The organism is Amycolatopsis deserti (assembly GCF_014653945.1).
Taxonomy (GTDB): Bacteria; Actinomycetota; Actinomycetes; order Mycobacteriales; family Pseudonocardiaceae; genus Amycolatopsis_E; species Amycolatopsis_E deserti.
Map to the genome: position 1 here is coordinate 45,940 of NZ_BNAU01000003.1, position 22,601 is coordinate 68,540.

At 72.2% G+C, this 22,601-nt stretch carries 20 protein-coding genes; 11 read left to right on the forward strand and 9 right to left on the reverse strand.

Annotation, left to right across the window (positions count from 1 at the left end):
- Nucleotides 1–130 precede the first annotated feature (130 nt).
- The 4 genes from IE290_RS14970 to IE290_RS14985 form a co-directional block, all read right to left on the reverse strand.
- A complete protein-coding gene (locus IE290_RS14970; RefSeq protein WP_191245222.1) occupies nt 131–865 on the reverse strand; it encodes a DUF5336 domain-containing protein in 735 nt (244 codons plus the stop codon).
- A 201-nt stretch (nt 866–1,066) separates the two neighbouring features.
- Nucleotides 1,067–1,957 (reverse strand): succinate--CoA ligase subunit alpha, encoded by an 891-nt coding sequence (sucD, locus tag IE290_RS14975; RefSeq protein ID WP_091504942.1) that lies wholly within the window; start codon nt 1,955–1,957, stop codon nt 1,067–1,069.
- 5 nt (nt 1,958–1,962) lie between these two features.
- Nucleotides 1,963–3,132, reverse strand: a complete 1,170-nt coding sequence (gene sucC, locus IE290_RS14980) for an ADP-forming succinate--CoA ligase subunit beta (RefSeq protein WP_191245223.1) — start codon at nt 3,130–3,132, stop codon at nt 1,963–1,965.
- A gap of 155 nt (nt 3,133–3,287) precedes the next feature.
- The gene (locus IE290_RS14985; RefSeq protein ID WP_191245224.1) at nt 3,288–5,360 is read right to left on the reverse strand and encodes a hypothetical protein; all 2,073 of its coding nucleotides are present in this window, start codon (nt 5,358–5,360) and stop codon (nt 3,288–3,290) included.
- A gap of 639 nt (nt 5,361–5,999) precedes the next feature.
- On the opposite strand from IE290_RS14985, the gene IE290_RS14990 reads away from it, so the two are divergent.
- Entirely contained in the window at nt 6,000–6,680 is a 681-nt protein-coding gene (locus IE290_RS14990; RefSeq protein WP_191245225.1) for a M23 family metallopeptidase, read from the forward strand.
- Nucleotides 6,681–6,816: 136 nt separating this feature from the next.
- Here the strand turns inward: IE290_RS14990 and IE290_RS14995 are convergent, their stop codons facing one another.
- The gene (locus IE290_RS14995; RefSeq protein ID WP_191245226.1) at nt 6,817–7,059 is read right to left on the reverse strand and encodes a hypothetical protein; all 243 of its coding nucleotides are present in this window, start codon (nt 7,057–7,059) and stop codon (nt 6,817–6,819) included.
- A gap of 881 nt (nt 7,060–7,940) precedes the next feature.
- Complete coding sequence (gene pcrA / locus IE290_RS15000; RefSeq protein ID WP_191245227.1) at nt 7,941–10,346, reverse strand: DNA helicase PcrA; 2,406 nt, start codon at nt 10,344–10,346, stop codon at nt 7,941–7,943.
- A 110-nt stretch (nt 10,347–10,456) separates the two neighbouring features.
- Here pcrA and IE290_RS15005 point away from each other — a divergent pair, with 110 nt between their 5' ends.
- From IE290_RS15005 to IE290_RS15035, 7 genes are all read left to right on the forward strand, one after another.
- Nucleotides 10,457–10,843 (forward strand): DUF1707 domain-containing protein, encoded by a 387-nt coding sequence (locus tag IE290_RS15005; RefSeq protein WP_191245228.1) that lies wholly within the window; start codon nt 10,457–10,459, stop codon nt 10,841–10,843.
- A gap of 166 nt (nt 10,844–11,009) precedes the next feature.
- Entirely contained in the window at nt 11,010–11,315 is a 306-nt protein-coding gene (locus tag IE290_RS15010) for a chorismate mutase (RefSeq protein WP_191245229.1), read from the forward strand.
- A 64-nt stretch (nt 11,316–11,379) separates the two neighbouring features.
- Nucleotides 11,380–11,685, forward strand: a complete 306-nt coding sequence (locus IE290_RS15015; RefSeq protein ID WP_017986712.1) for a hypothetical protein — start codon at nt 11,380–11,382, stop codon at nt 11,683–11,685.
- A 228-nt stretch (nt 11,686–11,913) separates the two neighbouring features.
- On the forward strand, nt 11,914–13,068 hold the full coding sequence (locus tag IE290_RS15020) for a hypothetical protein (RefSeq protein WP_229874510.1): 1,155 nt from the start codon (nt 11,914–11,916) through the stop codon (nt 13,066–13,068).
- A 162-nt stretch (nt 13,069–13,230) separates the two neighbouring features.
- Nucleotides 13,231–14,076, forward strand: coding sequence for a hypothetical protein (locus tag IE290_RS15025; protein WP_191245230.1), 846 nt, complete (start codon nt 13,231–13,233; stop codon nt 14,074–14,076).
- Between the two features lie 185 nt (nt 14,077–14,261).
- Nucleotides 14,262–15,806, forward strand: a complete 1,545-nt coding sequence (locus tag IE290_RS15030) for a serine/threonine-protein kinase (RefSeq protein ID WP_191245231.1) — start codon at nt 14,262–14,264, stop codon at nt 15,804–15,806.
- An 81-nt stretch (nt 15,807–15,887) separates the two neighbouring features.
- Entirely contained in the window at nt 15,888–16,832 is a 945-nt protein-coding gene (locus IE290_RS15035) for a serine/threonine-protein kinase (RefSeq protein WP_191245232.1), read from the forward strand.
- A gap of 223 nt (nt 16,833–17,055) precedes the next feature.
- Here the strand turns inward: IE290_RS15035 and IE290_RS15040 are convergent, their stop codons facing one another.
- A complete protein-coding gene (locus IE290_RS15040) occupies nt 17,056–17,958 on the reverse strand; it encodes a LysR family transcriptional regulator (protein WP_191245233.1) in 903 nt (300 codons plus the stop codon).
- Nucleotides 17,959–18,041: 83 nt separating this feature from the next.
- Here IE290_RS15040 and IE290_RS15045 point away from each other — a divergent pair, with 83 nt between their 5' ends.
- Nucleotides 18,042–18,962 carry a DMT family transporter gene (locus tag IE290_RS15045; RefSeq protein ID WP_191245234.1) on the forward strand — a complete coding sequence of 307 codons (921 nt, stop codon included), beginning with the start codon at nt 18,042–18,044 and terminating at the stop codon, nt 18,960–18,962.
- On the opposite strand, the gene IE290_RS15050 is transcribed toward IE290_RS15045, so the two are convergent.
- Nucleotides 18,920–19,594, reverse strand: coding sequence for a response regulator (locus tag IE290_RS15050; RefSeq protein WP_191245235.1), 675 nt, complete (start codon nt 19,592–19,594; stop codon nt 18,920–18,922). The two genes, IE290_RS15045 and IE290_RS15050, sit on opposite strands and share 43 nt — an antisense overlap.
- On the reverse strand, nt 19,591–20,934 hold the full coding sequence (locus tag IE290_RS15055) for an ATP-binding protein (RefSeq protein WP_191245236.1): 1,344 nt from the start codon (nt 20,932–20,934) through the stop codon (nt 19,591–19,593). The genes IE290_RS15050 and IE290_RS15055 overlap by 4 nt, the downstream gene beginning before the upstream one ends.
- Nucleotides 20,935–21,047: 113 nt before the next feature.
- Here IE290_RS15055 and IE290_RS15060 point away from each other — a divergent pair, with 113 nt between their 5' ends.
- Together IE290_RS15060 and IE290_RS15065 are read left to right on the forward strand one after the other, a co-directional pair.
- On the forward strand, nt 21,048–22,310 hold the full coding sequence (locus IE290_RS15060) for a PspC domain-containing protein (protein WP_191245744.1): 1,263 nt from the start codon (nt 21,048–21,050) through the stop codon (nt 22,308–22,310).
- Entirely contained in the window at nt 22,303–22,548 is a 246-nt protein-coding gene (locus IE290_RS15065; RefSeq protein ID WP_191245237.1) for a hypothetical protein, read from the forward strand. Before IE290_RS15060 ends, IE290_RS15065 begins: the two co-directional genes overlap by 8 nt.
- Nucleotides 22,549–22,601 lie beyond the last annotated feature (53 nt).

Sequence of the window (22,601 nt, forward strand, 5' to 3'; positions counted from 1 at the left end):
AGTTCGCCGACGCTCGCTCCGCGACGCTCAGCTTCGGGGGCTGCCACCAGGCGGGATGCCGGGGGCGCCGCCTCCCGGCAAAAGATTGCGCCCCTCCCCACCGGGAAGGGGCGCCATCGCTCCGCGTCACTCAGCTCTGGGGGCTGCCGCCGGGCGGGGTACCGGGGTGCTGGCCCTGCTGGCCCTGCTGGCCCTCGGGCTTGGCCGCGGGGTTGTAGAACTGCCCCTGCTGCGGGGCGTAGACCGTCGACTGCTGCTGGGGCGGCGTCACCGGCGGGCCGTACTGCGTGCCCCCCGGGCCGGCCTTCTGCTCACCGGGCCCCTGGCCGGGCTGGCCCGGCTGGCCGAACTGCCCCGGCTGCCCGTAGGGCTGGCCGTACTGCGGCTGCTGCGGCTGCGGCATCTTCAGCACACCCGCGTCGAACAGCAGCGCCGCGATCGCGACCAGCATCTGCAGGATGCCCAGGATCAGGATCACCGTGTAGATGCCCGGCGTCTCCGCCTGCTCCGGGATGTGCACGACCACCAGGATCGCGGTCAGCGCGCCGAGCACGCTGAACAACACCGCGAACGGGAGCGTCCGCGGCCCCCTCGGCAGCACCGCGAGCCCGGCGAGCAGGCCACCCACCAGCAGGAACAGCACCGGCTGGTCGGCGCCCTGCGCCTCCTCGGAAAACCCGATGAAGTAGTTCACCAGGCCCAGCAGGGCGATGAACAGCGTCAGGATCATGCTCAGGTTCGCCGGCGACAGGCTCGGCCCCGACTGCTGCGCCGGGGGCTGCTGCTGGGGGAACCCGCCGGTCCCCGGGGGCTGGCCACCGCCGCCCTGCTGCGGGTATCCCGGTCCACCACTGGGGAACGTCATCGCGCTTGCTCTCCTGTCTTCGCCCGAACCGGGGTGCCGATATGTCCGGGAACGGTTTAGCGCATCCCGGGGTTCCCAGCCACCCCATCCGGCTATCCGACGTGCCGGGGCGTCAAACGGTTGCGTCGAATTTCGAGTGCCGGAACGCACACCGGCCGGGCACCGCGATCGGTGCCCGGCCGGGTGTGGACCGCTCGGCGGTCAGTGCAGGTTCTCGTACAGCTCCCGGGCCAGCGCGGCGGTCTCGGACGGCGTCTTGCCGACCTTCACACCCGCGGCCTCGAGGGCCTCCTTCTTCGCCTGCGCGGTGCCGGCCGAGCCGGACACGATCGCGCCCGCGTGGCCCATCGTCTTGCCCTCGGGGGCGGTGAAGCCCGCGACGTAGCCGACGACCGGCTTGGTCACGTTCTCCTTGATGTAGGCCGCGGCCCGCTCCTCGGCGTCGCCACCGATCTCGCCGATCATGACGATGACCTCGGTCTCCGGGTCGGCCTGGAAGGCCTCCAGAGCGTCGATGTGCGTGGTGCCGATGATCGGGTCGCCACCGATGCCGACGGCCGTCGAGAAGCCGATGTCACGCAGCTCGTACATCATCTGGTAGGTCAGCGTGCCCGACTTGGACACCAGGCCGATCTTGCCCGGGCCGGTGATGTTGGCCGGGATGATGCCGGCGTTCGACTTGCCCGGCGAGATGACGCCCGGGCAGTTCGGGCCGATGATGCGGGTCTTGTTGCCCTTGGCGACGGCGTGGGCCCAGAAGTAGGCCGAGTCGTGCACCGGGATGCCCTCGGTGATCACCACGGCGAGCGGGATCTCGGCGTCGATGGCCTCGATCACGGCGTCCTTGGCGAACTTCGGCGGCACGAAGATGACCGACACGTCGGCGCCGGTCTCCTTCATGGCCTCCTCGACCGTGCCGAACACGGTGAGGTCCTTGCCGGCGATGGTGACCGTCTGGCCGGCCTTGCGGGCGTTCACGCCGCCGACGATGTTCGAGCCGGCCTGCAGCATCTTGGTCGCGTGCTTGGTGCCCTCGGACCCGGTGATGCCCTGAACGATGATCTTGCTGCTGGAATCGAGGAAGATCGACATGTCTCTTACGCTCCTGCCGCGGCCAGCTCGGCAGCCTTGTCCGCTGCGTTGTCCATGGTGTCCACCTGCGTGACGAGCGGGTGGTTGGCCTCGTCGAGGATCCGGCGGCCTTCCTCGACGTTGTTGCCGTCGAGGCGGACCACGAGCGGCTTGGTGGCCTCGTCGCCCAGGATCTTGAGGGCCTCGACGATGCCGGTCGCGACCGCGTCGCACGCGGTGATGCCACCGAAGACGTTGACGAACACCGACTTGACGGCCGGGTCGTTCAGGATGACGTCCAGGCCGGCGGCCATGACCTCGGCCGAGGCGCCGCCGCCGATGTCGAGGAAGTTGGCGGGCTTGACGCCGCCGTGCTTCTCACCGGCGTAGGCGACCACGTCGAGGGTGGACATGACCAGGCCCGCGCCGTTGCCGATGATGCCGACCTCGCCGTCGAGCTTGACGTAGTTGAGGTCCTTCGCCTTGGCCTTGGCCTCCAGCGGGTCCTCGGCCTGCTTGTCGACGAGCTCCTCCTGCTTCGGCTGCCGGAAGGAGGCGTTCTCGTCCAGGGTGACCTTGCCGTCGAGGGCGACGATCTTGTCCTGCGGGTCGCGGACCAGCGGGTTGACCTCGACCAGGGTGGCGTCCTCGGCTACGAAGGTCTCCCACAGCTTGACGACCACGTCGGCCGCCTGGTCGCGGATGACCTCGGGGAAGTTGCCCTTGGTCAGGATCTCCAGCGCCTTGGCCTTGTCGACACCGGCGATCGCGTCGACCGGCACCTTCGCGAGCGCCTCGGGCCGCTCCACGGCCAGCTGCTCGATCTCCATGCCGCCCTCGGCGGAGGCCATGGCGAGGAAGGTGCGGTTGGCGCGGTCCAGCAGGAAGGAGAAGTAGTACTCCTCCGCGATGTCGGACGCCTCGGTCACCAGCACGCGGCGCGTGATGTGGCCCTTGATGTCGAGGCCGAGGATGGCTTCGGCCTTCTCCTTGGCCTCGGCCGGGTCGTTGGCGAGCTTCACGCCGCCGGCCTTGCCGCGGCCGCCCGTCTTGACCTGGGCCTTGACGACGACCTGTCCACCGATCTTCTCGGCGGCGGCCTGGGCTTCTTCCGGGGTGCTCGCTACGGCGCCGGGCAGTACCGGCACGCCGTGGGCGGCGAAGAGGTCCTTCGCCTGGTATTCGTAGAGGTCCACTACTCCAGTCTCCTGACGACACACACCGCCTGAGTCACCGGTCGTCTCGCGAGGGGCGATCCGCAGGCGGGTGCTTGTTGCAAACCATGCTGCCGGACGGAGACGACCCTAGCGACCTGGGCTTTGGCTCGGGGCAGCGCATCCGGTGAACTCGGTCACCGTATGGATCCAGAGCGTGTTTTCGGGGTGTGAATCGAGCCACGCGCGGCCAGGACGGCGGCGATGACGAGCGCGAGGGCGCAGCCCAGCGCGAGCCACCAGCCCAGCCCGGCGTGCGCACCGGCGATCTCGTCACCGACGAGCGGCAGCTCCGCGGCCCGCAACCCGGCGACGCAGGCGGCGCCGGCGAGCAGGGCCGCGGCCCGGGCCGGACGGCAGCGGGGGGCGAGGACGCACGCGCCGAGGACGGTGAGGAGCGCGACCAGCAGGCCCCACGACGGCGTGCCGAAGCTGGACCAGAGGGCGGGTTCGACGTAGTCCGGCGCGAGGATCGACGGGGTGCCGAACGCGCCGATGGCGAGTATCCCGGCGGCGACGAGCGGGGTGAGCAGGTCGGCGCCCGGCACGGCGGGGCCGTCCCCGAAGGCGGTGGCCGGGTCGGTGGTCTCGTCGCGTTCGACCATGCCGGCGACGACGGAGCAGCAGGCTGTGGCGGCCGCCCCGACGATCGCGAGCGCGGTCCAGAGGACGCCCGGGCCCGGGGTGAGGCCGGCGCCGAGTTCGGTGGCGGTGACAGCCATGGTCAGGACAGCGGTGCCGGCGAGGGGGATGGTGACCCAGGCGACCGAGAGGGCGGGCCGCGCGTAGCCGGCGGGGCCCGCGGTGAACATGACGAGGCCGAGGACGCCGACGAGCAGCCCGGCGACGAGCAGCGCCGAGCGGGACGGGCTCTGCGGGCCGTTGAGGGTCTCGGTGATGACCACCTGGGGCGTGAGGGCGCCGGCGATCGCGGCGGCCGCGGTGAGCACGGCGAGGACGCCGGTGACGATGCGCAGGCGGCGGATGCCGGGCAGCGTGATCTCGCCGGCCTCGTCGTCCTGGGTGGCGTCCGGGGTGGTGGCGGTGGGCAGGAACGCGGCGGCGACCATGCCGGCCGCCCCGACGAGCACGAGGATCGGCCCGGCCGCGAGCCGCACGCCGGGCAGGCTGAGGCCGGAGAAGAGGTTCGGCAACCCGAGGACGGCGGCCGTGACGCCGAGCCCGAGCAACCCACCCCGGGCGACGGCGCTGCCCGACCCGGCGAGCAACACGGTGGCGACGGGCAGCGCGAAGGCGAGCAGAAGACTGCCCCCGAGGACTAGGCCCGGGCTCTCGAAGGCGCTGCCAGCCGGAAGGAAGGCGTCGCTGGAGGTGAAGGGCGCCATCATGACACCCACGGCCGAGACGACCGCGGCGAACATCCCGAGGAGCAGCCCCGCACGGCTGACGTCGGCCGCCTCGGGCCAGGTGGTGGTGGAAGAGGTGGGGGTGGTGGAGGCGCCGGAGGCGGCAGCGCCCGCTGAGCCAGAGCCGCCGGAGGCGGTGGAGTCGGAGGCAGGTTCGGGGCCGGTGTCGCTGGAGGTGTCCTTCGGGCGGGCGTTCTGCCCACCAGTCGCCTGATCAGTACCGCCTGCCGCCGACTCAAGAGCCGCGCGCTGCGTGGCGGCGCCCCCACTCGCGGACGCGGCACTGGCACCGCCTCCGGCCTGGGCGACGCGGGCGGCGGCTGCCTCGGCGGCGGGGGACGTCCTCGGGGTCCAGGGGGTGTCCGCCTTCGGCGCGGCGGCCCGCGTTGCCATAACCCCTGCGGCGATCGCGGCCAGGTGGCCGGCCAGCAGGAGCCACAGGCCGGGCGCTTTGCCGGGGTCGGCCAGTGAGTGCAGCCGGAACAGCTCCGGGCGGGCCGCGCGGACCGGGTCCGTCAGCAGCATCAGGTCGAGCACCAGCCGTCCCGGGGCGAGGGCCGCCACCGCGGCCAGCACGCCTGCCGCGGTCTGGTGGCGTCCCTTCAGGGCGAGCACCGCGACCACGACCATCGGCGCCACCGCGAGCACCACCAGCAGCGGCGCGCTGTTGAACCCGCGCGCCACGCCGTTCACCACCGGCACGACCGCACCCGCGGCGAGCAGTACGGCCGAGACCGCCCCCACCACATAGGCCGGGACTGACGGGGACCGGCCCGCGGTGGGCGTGTCGGGGAGGGCGTCGAGCCGCGCGGCGGCCGCGCCGCCGGTGCTGTCAGTGTCCATGTGATCTCACGTTGTCGAGGGTCGGAGGAGCGGTCGGGACGGCCGGCCTCGGCGTCCGAGAGCCGCGGGCACACCGCAGCCCGTGCCTGACACCAGCGCCCGGCACCACCGCCGCCACACTGCCACCGCCGCACTCCGCGGCATTGGCGATCGCGGGCCCGCGCGGTCTCGCTACCGACACCGGCGCCGACGCTAGCAAGCCTCCCAGGTTGCCCCCGGAGCCCCACGAACTAACAAACCGTGTTGCACGTCACACCAACGGCGGAATATCCCTTCTACCCAGTGTCATCGCTGCTGTTGGACGGCCGGTCCGCGCGCCACGTTCGGCCCAGAGGACGGCCGGTTCTTGCCGACAACCACATCCCTTCGTTACTGTCCCCCGGTCCCCATCACGGTCAGGTCACGATGTGGGCGACGGGCAGCCAAACCCCCGAAACGGTTGCCCACCGGGATCCCCCGCCCGGCGCCCGCGGTCTGACCCCCCGAGTAACGGAAGGCCTCGACTTGGCTCGATACCGCTCCCCCGGCGGCCAAGCTCCTTCCCCGGAACTCGATGACGACGCTCTGGACGGCGCCGTCGTCCGGGTCCGGGGCGCTCACCGGCTCCCCGCGCCTTCGTCGGCGCTGCGTGGTCGGGTCGTGGTCGCCGCCGTCGCGGCAGGCGCGTTCGCCGCGGCCGCCGCAGGACAGACGCTCCAGGCCGTGCAGACTTCCGACGCCGGCGTGACCCCTCTGGCCAACGCCGAGGACGCCAGCGCGTCGTTCGCCGTCGGTGGTGACGCCCCCACCGGCGCGCCCGAGATCCTTCCCGCGGCCAACTTCACGGACGCCTCGGCCGAGGTGCAGCGCCTCACCGACAGCGAGAACGTCACGATGGCCCGCCAGGCCCGCGACGCCGAAGCCGCCCGCATCGCCGCCGAAGAGGCCGCCCGCCCGAAGACCTGCCTGCCCGCGAAGGGCACCTACACCTCCGGCTTCGGCGCCCGCTGGGGCACCAGCCACTACGGCATCGATATCGCCAACTCGATCGGCACCCCGATCTACGCCGCGTCCGACGGCGTGGTGATCGAGGCCGGCCCCGCCAGCGGCTTCGGCCTGTGGGTGAAGATCCAGCTGGACGACGGCACCGTGCAGGTCTACGGCCACATGAACAGCTTCTCGGTGCGCGAGGGCCAGAAGGTCAAGTGCGGGCAGAAGATCGCCGAGATCGGCAACCGCGGCCAGAGCACCGGCCCGCACCTGCACTTCGAGGTCTGGCTCGACGGCGTCAAGAAGATCGACCCGCGCGGCTGGCTCGCCGCGCGTGGCGTGTACCTCTGACGACCCCTCCCCTGCTCGTTCGCGGCCGCACGTGGGCCATCGCGGCCTGCTGGACCGTTTGAAGGCCAGAAGCTCGACCCGCGCAGCTGGCTCTCGGCGCGTGGTGTCTACCTCTGGTGGCCCCTCCCGGGCTTGTTCACGGCCGCACGAAGTAGGCCACCGCGACCTGCCAGACGGTGCACAGCCTCCGCGACGTGCGGCGGCACAGCGCGCACCGGCCGTCCGGCCCGCCGTGGCGCTCCAGGAGCGCCTGCCAGGCTCCAAGGACGACGAGTGCCTCCGCGGCGGGTAATGCCCCGTCGCCAGCCGCACGCGCGACCATGCGCTCGATGCGCTCCAGGACGCCCGCCCGCACGTACGGGAACCACTGCCTGCCCACACCATGACCTCCCGAAGGTTCGAACTTTCGTTCGAGACAGGTATAGCGGAGGGGTCTGACAGTTTTGGCTTGCTCGGGGCCCGATGATCGCCCGATCGAGTTAATCGGAGGCGAGGGCGGCAGGCCGGGATCGTGGGGGCCCTGGGGAGCGCCCGGTGCGGCGCGGCCGGAACGCAGGGCGCGGGCATTCGGCCGCAGGCTGGAGAAGGACGGTGCCGGAAGTGACGCAGAAGGCGCGCCACAGCGGGGCGCGCCGTGACTGCGGGGCGGCGTCAGCCCTGGGTGCGGCGAACGAGAACGCAGGGCGCAGCATCCAGCCGAGGGCTGGAGATGGCCGGTGCCGGAAGTGACCTCGAAGGCGCGCCGAAAGCGGCGCGCGCCGTGACCGCAGCGGCGGCCTCGGCGCCCCGGCGTGGGGGCGAGAACGCAGGGCGCGGCATCCGGCCCAGGGCTGGAGATGGCCGGTGGCGGAAGGGACCCAGAAGGCGCACCACAGCGGGCGCGCCGTGGCTGCGGGGCGGCGTCAGCCCTGGGTGCGGCGAACGAGAACACAGGGCGTGGCATCCGGCCCAGGGCCGGAGATAGCCGGCGCCGGAAGTGACCTCGAAGGCGCGCCGAAGCGGCGCGCGCCCCGGCCGCCGCGGCGGCCTCAGCGCCCGGTACGGCGGGCGAGAACCCATGGCGCGGCATCCGGCCAGGGCCGGAGAAGCCCAGTGCCGGAAGGGACCTCGAAGGCGCGCCGAAAGCGGCGGCCTCAGCGTCCGCTGACGCCGCCGGTGGCGTAAAAACGAACGGGCCGCCGCCGAGCAGCGCCGATCACGTCACCCTCCGCGCCGGTGAGCAGCGCCTACCGCGTCACCCTCCGGGCCGCCGCGCAGCGGCTACAGCTTCACCATCGGCACGCTGCCGATCAGCATCAGCTTCACCTTGCCGGCACTGCCGAAATCGATCGTCGCCGTGGCGCGGGGGCCCTCGCCGGAGGTTTCGACCACCGTGCCGAGCCCGTACTTGTCGTGGTTGACCCGGTCGCCCACCTCGAGCTTCAGCGCGACCGTGTTCTGCCAGCCCTTGAACGGCGTCGACCGCATGCCGCGGGCCGCGATGCCGGCCTGCGCGGAGTCCTCGCCGAAGCGCGACCGCCGCCCCCACGTCGTCGCGGCGCGCGGTGAGCCGAAGGACGACTCGGCGGCCGACGACGGCTCCTCGCGGCGCCAGTCGAGCAGCTCGGACGGCACCTCGTCGAAGAACCGGGACGCCGGGTTCGTCATCGGCTGCCCCCACGCCGACCGGGTGATCGCCCGGCTCAGGTACAGCCGCTGCCGCGCCCGCGTGATCGCCACGTACGCCAGCCGCCGTTCCTCCGCCAGCTCGGCCGGCTCGCCCAGCGCGCGCAGGTGCGGGAAGACACCGTCCTCCCAGCCCGTGCAGAACACCACCGGGTACTCCAGCCCCTTGGCGGTGTGCACGGTCATCAGCGTGACCACGCCGGAGTCCTCTTCCTCGCCGTCGGAATCGGGGCTGGGCACCGAGTCCGCGTCCGCCACCAGCGAAACCCGCTCCAGGAACGCCGGCAGCGAGCCCGGCTCGGGCACCCCGGCGTCGTCCTCGGCGAGCGGCGCCATCTCGGCCGCCTGCTCCGCGAACTCGCGCGCGACCGTGATCAGCTCCGTCAAGTTGTCCACCCGGGAGGCGTCCTGCGGGTCGTCGGACTCCTCCAGCTCGGCCCGGTACCCGGTGCGCTCCAGCACGGCTTCCAGCACGTCCGCGACCTCGGCGCCGCGGTCGACCAGCTCGATCAACCCGTCGAGCAGCTCGACGAACCCGGCGATCGCCTTGGCCGACCGCGGGTTGAGCAGCGCCACCTTGCCCGCCGCGGCGTCCCGCAATGCGGCCGCGAAGGAGATCCGCTCCCGCTCGGCGTGCGTGGCCACGCACGCTTCGGCCCGCTCGCCGATGCCCCGCTTGGGCACGTTCAGGATGCGCCGCAGGCTGACCGTGTCCTCCGGGTTGGCCAGCACCCGCAGGTAGGCCAGCGCGTCCCGGACCTCGCGCCGCTCGTAGAACCGCACGCCGCCGACCACCCGGTAGGGCAGGCCGAGCCGGATGAAGATCTCCTCGAACACCCGCGACTGGTTGTTGGTGCGGTAGAAGACCGCGACGTCGGAGTACTTCGCCTGGCCCTGGTCGACCAGCGCGTCGATCTCGCCCGCGACGAAGGCCGCCTCGTCGTGCTCGTTGTCGGCGACGTACACGCCGATCTTCTCGCCGTCGCCGGAGTCGGTCCACAGCCGCTTGTCGCGCCGGTTCGGGTTGCGCGCGATGACCGCGTTGGCCGCCGACAGGATGGTCTGGGTGGAGCGGTAGTTCTGCTCCAGCAGGATCGTGCGGGCGTCCGGGAAGTCCCGCTCGAACTCCTCGATGTTGCGGATCGTGGCGCCGCGGAAGGCGTAGATCGACTGGTCGGCGTCACCGACCACGCACAGCTCGGCCGGCTCGACACCGGACGAGCTGGTCGAGGTGCCGACCAGCTCCCGCACCAGCGTGTACTGGGCGTGGTTGGTGTCCTGGTACTCGTCGACCAGCACGTGCCGGAACCGGCGGCGGTAGTGCTCGGCCACGTCCGGGAAGGCCTGGAACAGCTCGACCGTGCGCATGATCAGGTCGTCGAAGTCGAACGCGTTGGCCAGCCGCAGCCGCCGCTGGTACTCGGTGTAGACCTCGGCGACGCGGCGCTCCAGGTCGTTGGACGCCTTCGCGGTGGCGTCCTCCGGGTCGGTCAGCTCGTTCTTGTGGTTGGAGATGTGCACGGCCAGCGCGCGGGCCGGGTAGCGCTTGGGGTCGATGTCCAGGTCGCGCGCCACGAGCGTGACCAGCCGCCGGGTGTCGTCGGCGTCGTAGATCGAGAAGTTCGACGACATGTCCAGCGTCTTGGCCTCGCGGCGCAGCAACCGCACGCACATCGAGTGGAACGTGGACACCCACATCGCGTTCGCCCGCCTGCCGACCAGGTCGCTGACGCGCTCGCGCATCTCGGCCGCGGCCTTGTTGGTGAACGTGATCGCCATGATCTCGCCGGGGTGCACGCCGCGCTCGGCCAGCAGGTAGGCGATGCGGCGGGTCAGCACCCGGGTTTTGCCCGAACCGGCGCCGGCGACGACCAGCAGCGGCGCCCCGGCGTGCGTGACCGCCTCCCGCTGCGCGGGGTTGAGGTCGGCGAGCAGGTCGGCGTGGCGGCCCGGCGCCGGGCGCGCGGGCGGCTCGGCGGGGAGGTCGAACAGGGTGCTCATCGGTTCTCCACGCTACTCGGGGGCACTGACGGTTTACCGCGCCGGACGTACCGCCAGGTGTCGCCGACGGACGGACGCGCGAGGCGCTCGCCACGCGGAGGATCGACGGCATGACCACACCATCGACCCGGATCCGCGCCGGGGACCAGGACCGGGAACGCGTGGCGACCCGGCTGCAGGAGGCGAGCGGCGAGGGCAGGCTGACCCTAGGCGAAGCCGAAGACCGGCTCGCGGCCGCCTACGCCGCGACCTACGTCGACGAACTGACCGCGCTCACGCGCGACCTACCCGAACCGGCGCCTCCGCGAGGAGCGCGCTTCCCGGTCCCGCTGCGGGTGCACGCCGCGATCGTCGCCGTGCTGTCGGCGCTGCTCATCGCGCGGTTCGCGGTGTCGGACGCGGAGTTCTTCTGGCCGCTGTTCCCGATGTTCTGGCTCGGCGTGAGCCTGCTCGCACACGCGGCCGTCCGCGGCCGGGGCCGGGTTGTGCCATACTGATCGCGTGCAGCACCACGCGTACCGATTTTTCTACGGGATCCGGACTCCGGCTCCCGTGATCGCGTAGGTGCCCACACCACCGTCACCACAAGCCCCGGAGTCCGCGGACCCGGGGCTTTCGTCGGCTTCGGGGCCGTGCGGGTCCGGAAACCGACCGGAGGGCCCGATGAACGCACGCACGAATGAGAAGGACAGCTCGCCGGAGACGTCGGGCGAACCCGTCGCCTCGGCCGAGGAGATCGCCGAGCTGCGCAAGGAGATCGACTGGCTCGACTCCGAGATCCTGCGGCTCGTCAAGCGCCGGGTCGAGGTCTCCCGGACGATCGGCGCCGCGCGGATGGCCGCGGGCGGCACGCGGATCGTCTACAACCGCGAGATGGACGTCCTCGCCCGCTACCGGGAACTCGGCCCGGACGGCCGCCAGCTCGCGATGGCGCTGCTGAACCTGGGGCGCGGCAGGCTGGGCCGCTGAAAATCGTCCGATTTCCGGGGATTCCCGGAGGCCCGGTGGTGCGGCGGACGGGCACACTGGAGACATGATTAACGTCATCGCGGTCATCATCGCGATCGCCAGTGTGCTCGCCTCGCTAGCCCATGTGGGTTACCTGGCGCTGCTGAACAACGCGGCGAACAAGCGGGCCGGCGGCGCGCCGGTCGCGCAGTACGTCCGCAGCCGGTGGGCGCTCGCCGGCGGGACGACCGCCGCGTCGCTCCTCGCGTGGCTGTTCACCTCGGGCAACGCGGGAATGGACATCCTCGCGATCATCGTCGCCGCGGGCAGCGGCGCGGTCGCCACGAAGGCCCTGCAGTCGACCCAGGCGCGCTACCGAAGCGGTGGGTGACGGAGTCGGCGAGGCCCCAACAGAGTGAACTTGCGGGATCACGCTTTGACGGCCGCCGCGGGCTCTTACCCTTGAACGCGTGGAACGGCCAAGATTCGGCACCACGCGCCCGGCGACAGGCCGTGCGCGTGCAGACGAACGTGCACCCGCACATGCACGGCCTGCTCCATTCGGTCGAATCGGGCTCGGTCCGGCGTCAGGCGACGCAGAGGGCGGTGTCCACACGGCATGACACGCGGGGCCGAATTCACGGACAGCTCTCGTTCCCGGACCGGCCGGCACCGTCGTGGCGCCGGAACCTGGACCCCGGTCGTCCCGGCGCACCGGCCGGCCGCCCGGCGCGCGCCGGAGCCGTTCTACGCACCCGCCCGCGGTTCCCTGCCGCTGACCGAACGCGGTCCGGACACCCGGCCCACCGCCGACGTGTTCCCGCCCGCGCACGGTGAGCTACCAGTTCCCCAGCCCGCGCCGTCGGCCCAGCCCACCCGGCAAGCCCAGCCCGGGCGGAAACCCCAGCGGACCAAGGTCAAGCTGACCCCACCGCGCACCCGCGACGCCGACGACACCGACGTGCGCGTGTACGAGGCGGCGCCGGTCACCGGCCTCGGCTCGTTCGACCTCGGCAACGTGCCGGCCTCGGTGACCCCGCCGCGCAGCTGGCGCAAGGCCGCCTGGTTCGCCACCGCTTCCTCGGGTGGCGTCGTCGTCGCGCTGATGTTCGCCGGCTCGGCGTTCGTCGCGAAACCGGCGCCGGACCAGGCCGGCGGCGCGTGGGTCCCGGGCCTCGGCGGTGGCGTGCCGACCCTGTCCGGCGAGCAGATCGCACCGCCCAGCGGGGGCGGCGCGCAGGCCGACACCTCCAGCACCTCCCGCGACGACATCCCCGCGCCGGCCACGACCAGCGCCCGGCCGACCGAGAGCGCGGGCGTGCGGGCTCCCGGCCCGAGCACGGTCCGCGACACCTCGACAGCCGGTGGCACCACGAGCGGCTCGGCGACCGCCACGACGACCACCAGCTCGGTCCCGCGCAAGCCCCCGCCCTCCCCCGCGCCCTACGAGGCCGACCCGTACCGGTTCACCGTGTATGCGGACGAGGACCCGAAGACGCTGGCCAGCACCTCGCAGAGCTTCCTGGACACGGTCACCGAGAACCCCGAGGCGGCCGCCTCGATGACCAGCGGCGAGCTGCGGCAGGAGGGCCCGCAGGGGCTGGAGCGCAAGTACGCGAACGTGGCGTACTTCCAGGTCAAGCACATCCGCGTGCACCAGTACGACGGCAAGACGGTGTGCACCGTGCAGACCGTCTACAAGGACGGCCGCCAGGTCACCGAGGAGCGCACGCTCGAGTTCTCCGGCGACAAGATCACCAGCGACGGTGCCTGACCACCGCGTTGCGCCAGGTGGGTGACGGTCACTGCCGTTCGTCGTTCCCCGGTGCCCCTCCACCGATCGGGGGTGGCCGGTAACGCGGTACGGGGGTTCGCTGATGAACAGCACGACACCCCGGCCAGTCCCCCCGAGACGGAAGATCCAGACGACAGGTCCATGAGAGTCGCACACGAACGGCGTCGCGCCATCCGCACGCCGGACGCACTCCGCGTCGAGGAGCTGATCTCCCCCGAGATCCTCGACAACGAGATGGTCGACCGCGAGTACCTCAGGCAGGTGTTCCGCGAGCCGCGGAAGTACCTGCCGCCACCGCGCGTCCGGACCCGGACCGAGCCGCCCCGGGAGCCGGAGAGCCGGGGCGCGAAGCTCGCCAAGCTCACCGGGCTGACCATGGCGGGCACGCTGCTCGTGGGTGCGGTCGTGGCGTCGTCGATGGTCAGCCGGGGCCGGGACCAGTCGGCCGCGCCGGCCAGCCCGGCGCCGCCGCAGATCACCGGGGCGGCCGCGCTCGGCGGGTTCGCCTCCGGTGGCGCCCCGGACGAGCAGCGGGGCGGTCACACGCCCGGTCACCCCCAGCTGAACCTCGCGCCGGCCGCCCAGGCGCCGGTGACGCCGACCCAGGCGCCCGCGACCGGAGTGGCGAGCGCCCCCGAGGCGTCCGCCGCGCCGACGACCACCACCGCCGCCGCGCTGACCGACGCGGAGAAGCTGGCGGTGGTCAACGAGTTCTACCGGCGGGTGGACTCCGCGCCGGAGAAGGCGCTGGACCTGCTCAGCCCGGCGCTGGCCGGCGAGGAGGCCGGTGACCTGGTGCGGGCGTGGAGCACCATGCGCCAGGTCAAGGTGACGCAGGCGAACGTCCAGCCGGACGGGTCGGTGCTCGCCGTGGTGCTGATGCGCCGCGACGACGGCACGCGGCTGCGCGTCACCCAGCAGCTGGGTCTCGACCAGGCCGGGCGCAGCATCTCGGAGGCGGTCCTGCTGGCCGCCGAGGAGCTGTAACGGCCGCCATAGCAGGCGTGGCCCGGATCGCCCCAAACAGTGCCGGATGCATGCGCGCAGAGTGAGCACCCTAGCCTTGACTGAACGGATCTGGCCCTACCCGGCCCACGGGCCGAGCTACGTGCATAGGCTCCCAGGCGTGCGGCACTGCGTCGCGCCCTGAAACAGCCCCCGAAGGAGGTCGCGTGAGCGACGAGGGTCGCCTGGTCGCCGGCCGGTACCGGATCGAGCGGCGAATCGGCACCGGCGCCATGGGTGCCGTGTGGCAGGCGCACGACGACGTACTCGGCCGTTCGGTCGCGATCAAGCAGTTGCTTCTGCAACCGGGGCTGGACCAGCACGAGGCCGAGGACGCCAAGCAGCGCACGATGCGCGAGGGCCGCATCGCCGCCCGCCTCCACCACCCGAACGCGATCTCGGTGTTCGACGTGGTCACCGACGACAACGGCCACCCGTGCCTGGTGATGGAGTACCTGCCCTCGACCAGCCTGGCCGAGCTGCTGCGGGACCGGAAAACGCTGCCGCCGCGGGAGGTGGCGCGCATCGGCGCCCAGATTGCGGCCGCGCTCAAGGAGGCGCACGCGGTCGGGATCGTGCACCGGGACATCAAGCCGGGCAACATCCTGCTCGCCGACAACGGCGTGGTGAAGATCACCGACTTCGGCATCTCGCGCGCCAAGGACGACGTCACGGTCACCAAGACCGGCATGATCGCCGGCACCCCCGCCTACCTGGCACCGGAGGTCGCGATCGGCGGCGACCCCGGCCCGGAGGCCGACGTGTTCTCCCTGGGCTCCACGCTGTACGCGGCGTGCGAGGGCCAGCCGCCGTTCGGGCTGAGCGAGAACACCCTGAGCCTGCTGCACGCGGTCGCCGCGGGGCAGATCAACCCGCCGCGGCAGTCCGGTCCGCTCGCGAGCGTGCTGGCCGTGCTGCTGCACCCCGAGGTCCAGCACCGCCCGACCGCCGCCGAGGCCGAGGAGCTGCTCGCCGCCGTGGCTCGCGGTGAGACACCGCTGGGCGGGCCGGACGACGAGACCCAGTTCTCGCCCTCCGGCGGGGCGCTCGCCGGTGGCGCGCTGGCCGCCGGTGCGCTGGGGGCCGGTGCGCTGGGGGCTGCCGCGGGCGCGGGTGCCACGCGCGCCTTCCGCGGCGACGAGCTGGGCGCGCACTCCGGCACGTTGGCCGGCAGCCCGAGCGACCAGTTCTACGACGAGTACGACGACTACGCGGACAACGCGTACGGCACCACCGCGGCCTACCCGACGGACGACTACGACCGCCAAGGCGCGACGCGCGCGGTGCCCGCCGGGTACGACGACGAGCCCCGCCCGGCCGCGGACGACGAGGCCGAGAAGCCGGGCAGGTGGAAGGTGCCCGCCGCGATCGGCGCCGTCGTGGTGGCCGGTCTCGTGGCGCTCGGCATCTGGCTGTTCAGCCCGCCGGACAACGCCACGAACACCACCGAGACCAGCCCGCCGGTGGTGCCGCCGCCGGTGACCACCTCGTCGGTGGAGACGACGGAGAGTTCGACGCCGACCGCGACGCGGTCGAGCCAGTACGAGGAGCCGACGCGGTCCTCCTCCCCGCGGCGCAGCACCGCGGAGGAGACCTCGACGCCGCGAACCACGTCGCCCACCAAGTCAAGCCCGTCGAAGACCCCGACGAGCACCCCGTCTTCGAACGACAACGAGCCGACCAACACCGGCACGGCCACGGCTACGCCGTAGGAACGATTGCCGGAAACGTTCAGGATCGGCCAGTAGGGTGGTGGGTGACTATCCGACACGCCGGGACGACGAGAGGGTGTAGTGGGTACTGAGGGCGCACTCGTCGGCGGCCGGTACCGGTTGGATCAGCCGATCGGTCGTGGCCGCGCCGGAATCGTGTGGCTGGCGTACGACACGCAGCTGAACCGCACGGTGGCCGCGAAGAAGATGCCGATCGCGCCGGGGCACAGCGAGCAGTCGATCGCCGCCGCGCTGGACGAGGGCCGCGCGGCGATGCGCATCCAGCACAACTGCGCCATCGGCGTGTACGACGTGCTGCGCGACGGGGCCGACCCGTGGGTGGTCATGGAGTACGTGCCCTCGCGCAACATGGCGGACTTCCTCGCTGAGTACGGCACGCTCACGCCCGAGCAGACCGCGTTCCTCGGCATCCAGCTCGCGTCGGCGCTGGCCGCGGCGCACCGGGCCGGTGTCGTGCACCGCGGGCTGGAGCCGGGCAACGTGCTGCTCGCCGACGACGGTGGCGTCAAGGTCACCGACATCGGGTTCACCGGCGCCGGGTTCAACCCCGCCTACCGGGCGCCGGAACTCTCCCGCGGCGCCACCGCCGCCGCGGCCACCGACGCGTTCTCGCTCGGCGCGACCCTGTACACGGCTGTCGAGGGTGTGCCGCCCTACGGGGACCACGGCGGTGGGCCGCTGCGGCAGCCGGAGAAGGCCGGCGTGCTCGCGCCGGCGTTGATGAAGCTGCTGCGCGAGGACCCGCTGAGCCGTCCCACGCTGGCCGACAGCATCACCTCGTTCCAGGCCATCACGCAGGGGCGGCAGACGGCGTTCATCCCGCCCACCGCGCCCGCGCTGCCGACGGTGCCCGCGTTCCGGCCGCAGTCACCGCCACCGCCTCCGCCGAAGGAGCCGTTGGTGCGGATTTCGCCGGATCGGGTGCGGCAGCTGATCCTGGCGGCCATGGCTGTGCTTGTTGCCGCGGCCATTGGGATCGGGGTTACGCAGCTCTTGTTCTTGTGAGTGGGCGCTACGCGCGTATTTGACTGCGCCGGCTTCGCTTCGCTACGCCCGGATCTGCCCCTCCCGAACCCGATCTTTCAGTGTTCGGTTGCCGAGAAGTCGCGTCAAGGCTGGAAAGAGTACCTTGACCCGACTGCTCGACAACCGATTTAGCTGGGGATCGGGTTGCGGGAGAGGGGTGGTTCGTGGGGGTTGTGCGTTGCGTTGCCGGGTGGCGGTTGGGCTACGCGGCGATGTCGCTCTTGATGTCCTTGAGCACTTTGAGTAGGTGGCGGAGGGCGGGCTGGTCGCGTGAGCGGGTGGCGACCGCGGCGTGGATGGGGCGGATGGGCTCCGGGTTGCGGATTCGCCGGATCACGGCGCCGGGTTGCGGAGCGCCCAGGCCCAGCACCGGGACCACGCTGATTCCCAGCCCGGCCGCGACGAAGCCCTGCGCGGTGGCGTAGTCCTCGCACTCCATGACGAAGTTGGGCACGAAACCGGCGGCCCCGCAGGCGGCCATCAGCACGTCCCGGCACGGGCCGGGCACGCCCTCGTTGTTGATCCACGGGTCGTCGGCCAGGTCGGCCAGGTCCACGACCCTCTTGCGGGCCAGCGGGTGGCCCTTCGGCAGCGCCACGCGGTACGGGTCGTCGAACAGGTGGTGCAGCTCGACGCCCGGATTCGAATAGTGGCCGGCGAACACCACGATCGCCACGTCGGCTTCACCGTTTTCCACCTGCGGCAGCGCATCGCCGGGTTCCAGGAGCCGCAGGTCCAGCCGCACGCCCGGGTACTCGGCCCGCAACGCCGCCACCGCGGGCGGCACCAGCGCCGCGCCGGCCGTCGCGAAGTAGCGGATCGCCAGGCGGCCCGTCCGGCCGGCCTTCAGGTCCGCCAGCTCCGACTCGGCCTTGGACAGCTGCGCGAACACGACCTCGGCGTGCTGGGACAGCAACGCGCCGGCCGGGGTGGGCCGCACACCGCGGCCAACCCGCTCCAGCAGCGCGACGCCCGCCTCGCGCTCCAAAGTGGACAACTGCTGACTGATCGCGGACGGGGTGTAGCCGAGGTTGCGGGCGGCCGCGCTGATCGACCCGCTGGACACCACGGCCCGCAGCACCTGCAACCGGCGGACGTCGAGCATGGCTCGATACTACAGTTCTGCTAACACCTGCGTGTAGGAAATTTCGCTTGTTCTTACATATCAACGACGCGATCGTGAAGATCGTGGGTGAACTGAAGACACTGCTGCGCCTGGGTGCCCTGGCGCTGATGTGGGGATCGAGCTTCCTCTGGATCAAGATCGGGCTGGCCGCGTTCACGCCGGTGCAGCTCGTGCTCATCCGCACGGCGCTGGGCAGCGCGGTTCTGATCGGGCTCTGCTACGCCGGCGGCGACCGGCTCCCGGCCGACCGCCGCATCTGGCGGCACCTGCTCGTCGCGGCGCTGTTCCACAACGCGGTGCCGTTCCTGCTGATCGCGGTCGGCGAGCAGACCGTCAGCTCCGGCGTCACCGGTGTGCTGAACGCGACGGTTCCGCTGTGGACGCTGGTCATGGCGCTGTTGGTGGGCGTCGAGCGCCGGCTCGACCCGCCGAAGCTCGCCGGACTGATCGTCGGCCTGGCCGGCAGCGTGCTGATCTTCGCGCCGTGGCAGGAGTCCGACCTGCTCAGCTGGGGCGCGCTGGCCTGCGTCGCCGCCGCGGTGAGCTACGGTTTCGTGTACGTCTACGAGGGCAAGCACTTGTCGGCCCCCGGCTCGTCGCCGGTCGCGCTCGCGGGCGCCCAGATGAGCGCCGCCACCGGGTTCACGATGCTCGCGATGCCCATCGGCGGCACGGCGCCGGTCCACCTGTCCGCCGGGCCGGTGATCGCCGTGCTCGTCCTCGGGGTGTTCTCGACCGGGATCGCGTTCGCGCTCAACTACCGGCTGCTGGCGACCGAGAGCGCGGTCACGGCGTCCGTCGTCGGCTACCTGCTGCCCGTGGTGTCCCTGGTCCTCGGCGCGCTCGTCCTCGGCGAATCCCTCAACCCGCGCGTGCTGACCGGGGTCGCCGTGGTGCTGGCCGGTGTCGCGCTCACCCGCGTGCGACGGCGGGTGGTGGCTCAGACCAGCCTGCGGTCCGAGGCCCAGCGGGAGAGCTCGTAGCGGTTGGACAGCTGGGTCTTGCGCAGGACGCTGGACACGTGCGTCTCGACGGTCTTCACCGAGATGAACAGCTCCGAGGCGATCTCCTTGTACGCGTAGCCCCGCGCGAGCAGCCGCAGCACGTCCCGCTCGCGCGGGGTCAGCAGGTCCAGCTCGGGGTCGCTGATCGGCGCCGAGCCCGGCCGGTCGGCGAACGCGTCCAGCACGAAACCGGCCAGCCGCGGCGAGAACACCGCGTCGCCCTCGGACACGCGGGCGATGGCCCGCACCAGCTCCTTGGACGAGATGGTCTTGGTGACGTACCCGCGGGCGCCGGCGCGGATGACCGCGATGACGTCCTCGGCCGCGTCGGACACCGACAGCGCCAGGAACACCACATCCGGCAGGTCGGTGCGGACGCGGCGGAGCACTTCGGCGCCGCCGCCGTCGGGCATGTGCACGTCGAGCAGCACGACCTGCGGCTTCGTCCGGGCGATGCCGGCGACCGCCTCGGCGACCGAGCCGGCCTCGCCGACCACCCGCACCTCGTCGGTGATCGAGTCCAGTTCGGTGCGCACCCCGGCCCGGAACAGCGCGTGGTCGTCGACCAGGAACACGCTGATGGGGGCCTTCGGCTGCGGTGTCTCGCTCAACGCGTTCCTCCAGATTCGGCTTTCACCGGCATTTCCAGCTGCACCTCGGTGCCGTCCCCGGGCGCCGTGCGCAGCCGTACCGTGCCGCCGTTGCGCTCCATCCTCCCCCGGATGGAGTCCGCGAGGCCATGCCGGTCCTCCGACACGGTCTCCGGGTCGAAGCCCTTGCCCCGGTCCCGCACGAACACGGTGACCGCGGTGGGCTCCACCTCGGCGTACACGCTCACCTCGTCGACCCCCGCGTGCTTGGCCGCGTTGACCATCGCCTCGCGGGCCGCCAGCACCAGCGCGGTGAGGCGCTCGTCCAGCTGCGCGTCGCCGACCACGACCTGCGACACCGAGATCGCGAACGTGTCCTCGACCTCGCCGCACGCGGTGGCGATCGCCTGCGAAAACTGACCGCCGCCGACCTCCTGCTTGGGCGTCCCATAACCGGACGGGCCGTAGAGCCAGCCACGCAGCTCGCGTTCCTGGCTGCGCGCCAGGCGGGCGACCTCCTTCGGCGACTCCGACTGCTTCTGGATCAGCGCCAGGGTCTGCAGCACCGAGTCGTGCAGGTGCGCGGCGATCTCCGCGCGCTCCTCGGTGCGGATGCGGGCCCGGCGCTCCTCCCCCAGGTCGCGGCCCATCCGCAGCCAGAACGGCACGGTCAGCACCGCCACCCCGACCAACGTCGCGAGCACCGCGAGCAACGCGAACTTCACTTGGTCGAACGAACCGGTGCGCAGCACGACGACACCGATCCCGGTGATCACGAGCGCGACACCGGCCAGGATGCGGACCGCGGCCGACCATCCCCCGCCGCCGAGCACCATGCCCGCGACACCCGAGCGCGCCCCGTCCCGCCAGCGGCGGCGCTGCGACTCGTCGGCCTCCCGCCACACGACCGCGGCGCCGACCATGCCGAGCGCCAGTGGCACCGCGACCCAGCCGTTGATCGCCCCGGTGATGGCGCCGCCGGCGACCAGCAGGCCGATGCCGAGGATGAGCAGGCCGATGGCCTGCTGCTTCTCCTTCGGGGTGGCCGGCGTCTCGCTCTCCTCGCGGCGCCGCTGCGGCACGAACACCCACAGCAGCCCGTAGGCCACCAGCCCGGCCCCGCCGAACGCCGCCAGTATCGCGAACGTGGCGCGCACCCACAGCACCTTGATGCCGAGGTGGTCGGCCATGCCGGAGGCGACCCCCGCCACCACCCGGCTGGACCGGCGCCGGTACATCCTGGGCCGCTCGTCGGCCTCCGTCAGCGCGCTCCCGGCGGCCGGCACGATCGACGCCTCGCCCGGTGGGCGCGGCAGCGGCATCCCGGTCTCGGTCCGCGGCTTCTCCTGCACGTGATCCATGGTTCTGCCATGGTCACATGCCCGCAAGCACGATTCATCAGGGAAAACCCCGGGGATCGCCGCCGCGGCGAACTCAGGGTCGTTCCCCGATGTGCGCGCGGCCCGGCTCCCGCATGCTGGTCACCATGAACGACACGGCAGAGGCTCCGAAACCGCATGGCCTGGGCGGTTTCGAGGAGACCGTGAAGGACTTCTGGGCCAGCCGCCCGCGCCGTCCCGCCCGGGGCGGCAAGATCGGCGGTGTCGCGGCGGCCATCGGCAACCGGTACGGCATCGACCCGGTGATCGTGCGGGTGGCGTTCGTGACGGCGACCGTGTTCGGCGGGGTCGGCGCTTCGCTGTACCTGCTGTGCTGGCTGCTGTTCCCGGCCGAGGGCGACACGGCGTCGCCGATCGAGTCGCTGTTCGGGCAGGGCCGCAGCTCGATGTCCAAGCACATGACGATCGTGCTGGCCATCCTGTTCTTCCCGCTGTCCAGCTGGGCGTTCGCCGGGGGCTGGTTCGACGGGGGCGGCATCATCGGGGCGGCCATGATGGTCACCGCGCTGTACCTGCTGCACCGCGGGCGCGGGCACCTCAACCGGCCGGTACCGGCGACGCCCGCGGCGGCCGGGGTGGGTCCGGCGGCGTTCTCGATGAGCGCGCCGGGCACCACCGAGCAGGCCGAGTCCGGGTGGGACCCGCTGGGCGCCGACCCGATGGCCTGGGACTTGCCGGACCCGGTTCCGCCGCCGTCCCCGGCCCCGCCGCGACCGCCGCGCGCGCCACGGCGGACGAGCAAGATCGGTGTCGCGACCTTCGGCCTCGCGCTGCTGGTCGCGGGGGTCGGCGCGGCGATCGGTTCGACCGGTGACGCGTGGTTCTCGCCGCAGCACGTGATCGGCCTGGTGCTCGGGGTGCTGGGTGTCGGGATGGTGGCCGGTGCGTTCGCCGGCGGCGGGCGCAAGCTGGCCGTGCTGGCGGTGCCGCTGTCGATCGTGGGCGTCGCGCTCACCACCGTGCCGATCGGCGACTACTCCGGCGGGATGGGCGACCTGCGGGTCACGCCGGCGAGCGCGGCCGAGGTGCTGCCGAGCTACCAGCGCACGGCCGGGACGGTCGACCTGGACCTGACCAGGCTGCCCGCGGACGTGCCGGTGCGGACCGAGGTGCACCTCGGCGCGGGCGACACGACGGTGCGCGTGCCGGCGACGGCGGACGTCACCTACTCGTGCGCGTCGCAAGCCGGGGACGTGAGCTGCTTCGGCCGGGAGACCAACGGCGTCGGGATCGCCCCGCTCACCGGGGTGGACTACGGAATCGACGGTCCGGGCGGGCTGCAGCTGACGCTGACGGCCGACCAGGGCGTCGGGAGCCTGGAGGTGCGTCGTGGCTGAGCACGAGAACCCGTACACCTACGACACGGAGACGCCCGCACAGCCGGAGCGCCGCCGCGGGGTCGACGTCTTCACGCTCATCATCGGGATCGCGACGCTGCTGGTCTCGGCGTACGTCCTGTCCGACGGCGCCACCTGGCTGCCCGCCTTCGACCTGAAGTGGGTGCTGGCCGGCGGCGCGGTGCTCGTCGGGGTGCTGATGCTGGGCGCGTCGATGCGCGGAGGCCGGCGGGACTGACGCCGGTCGTTGCCAGGCCACGGAGGAGGGAGCCGTCCACGGCTCCCTTTTTC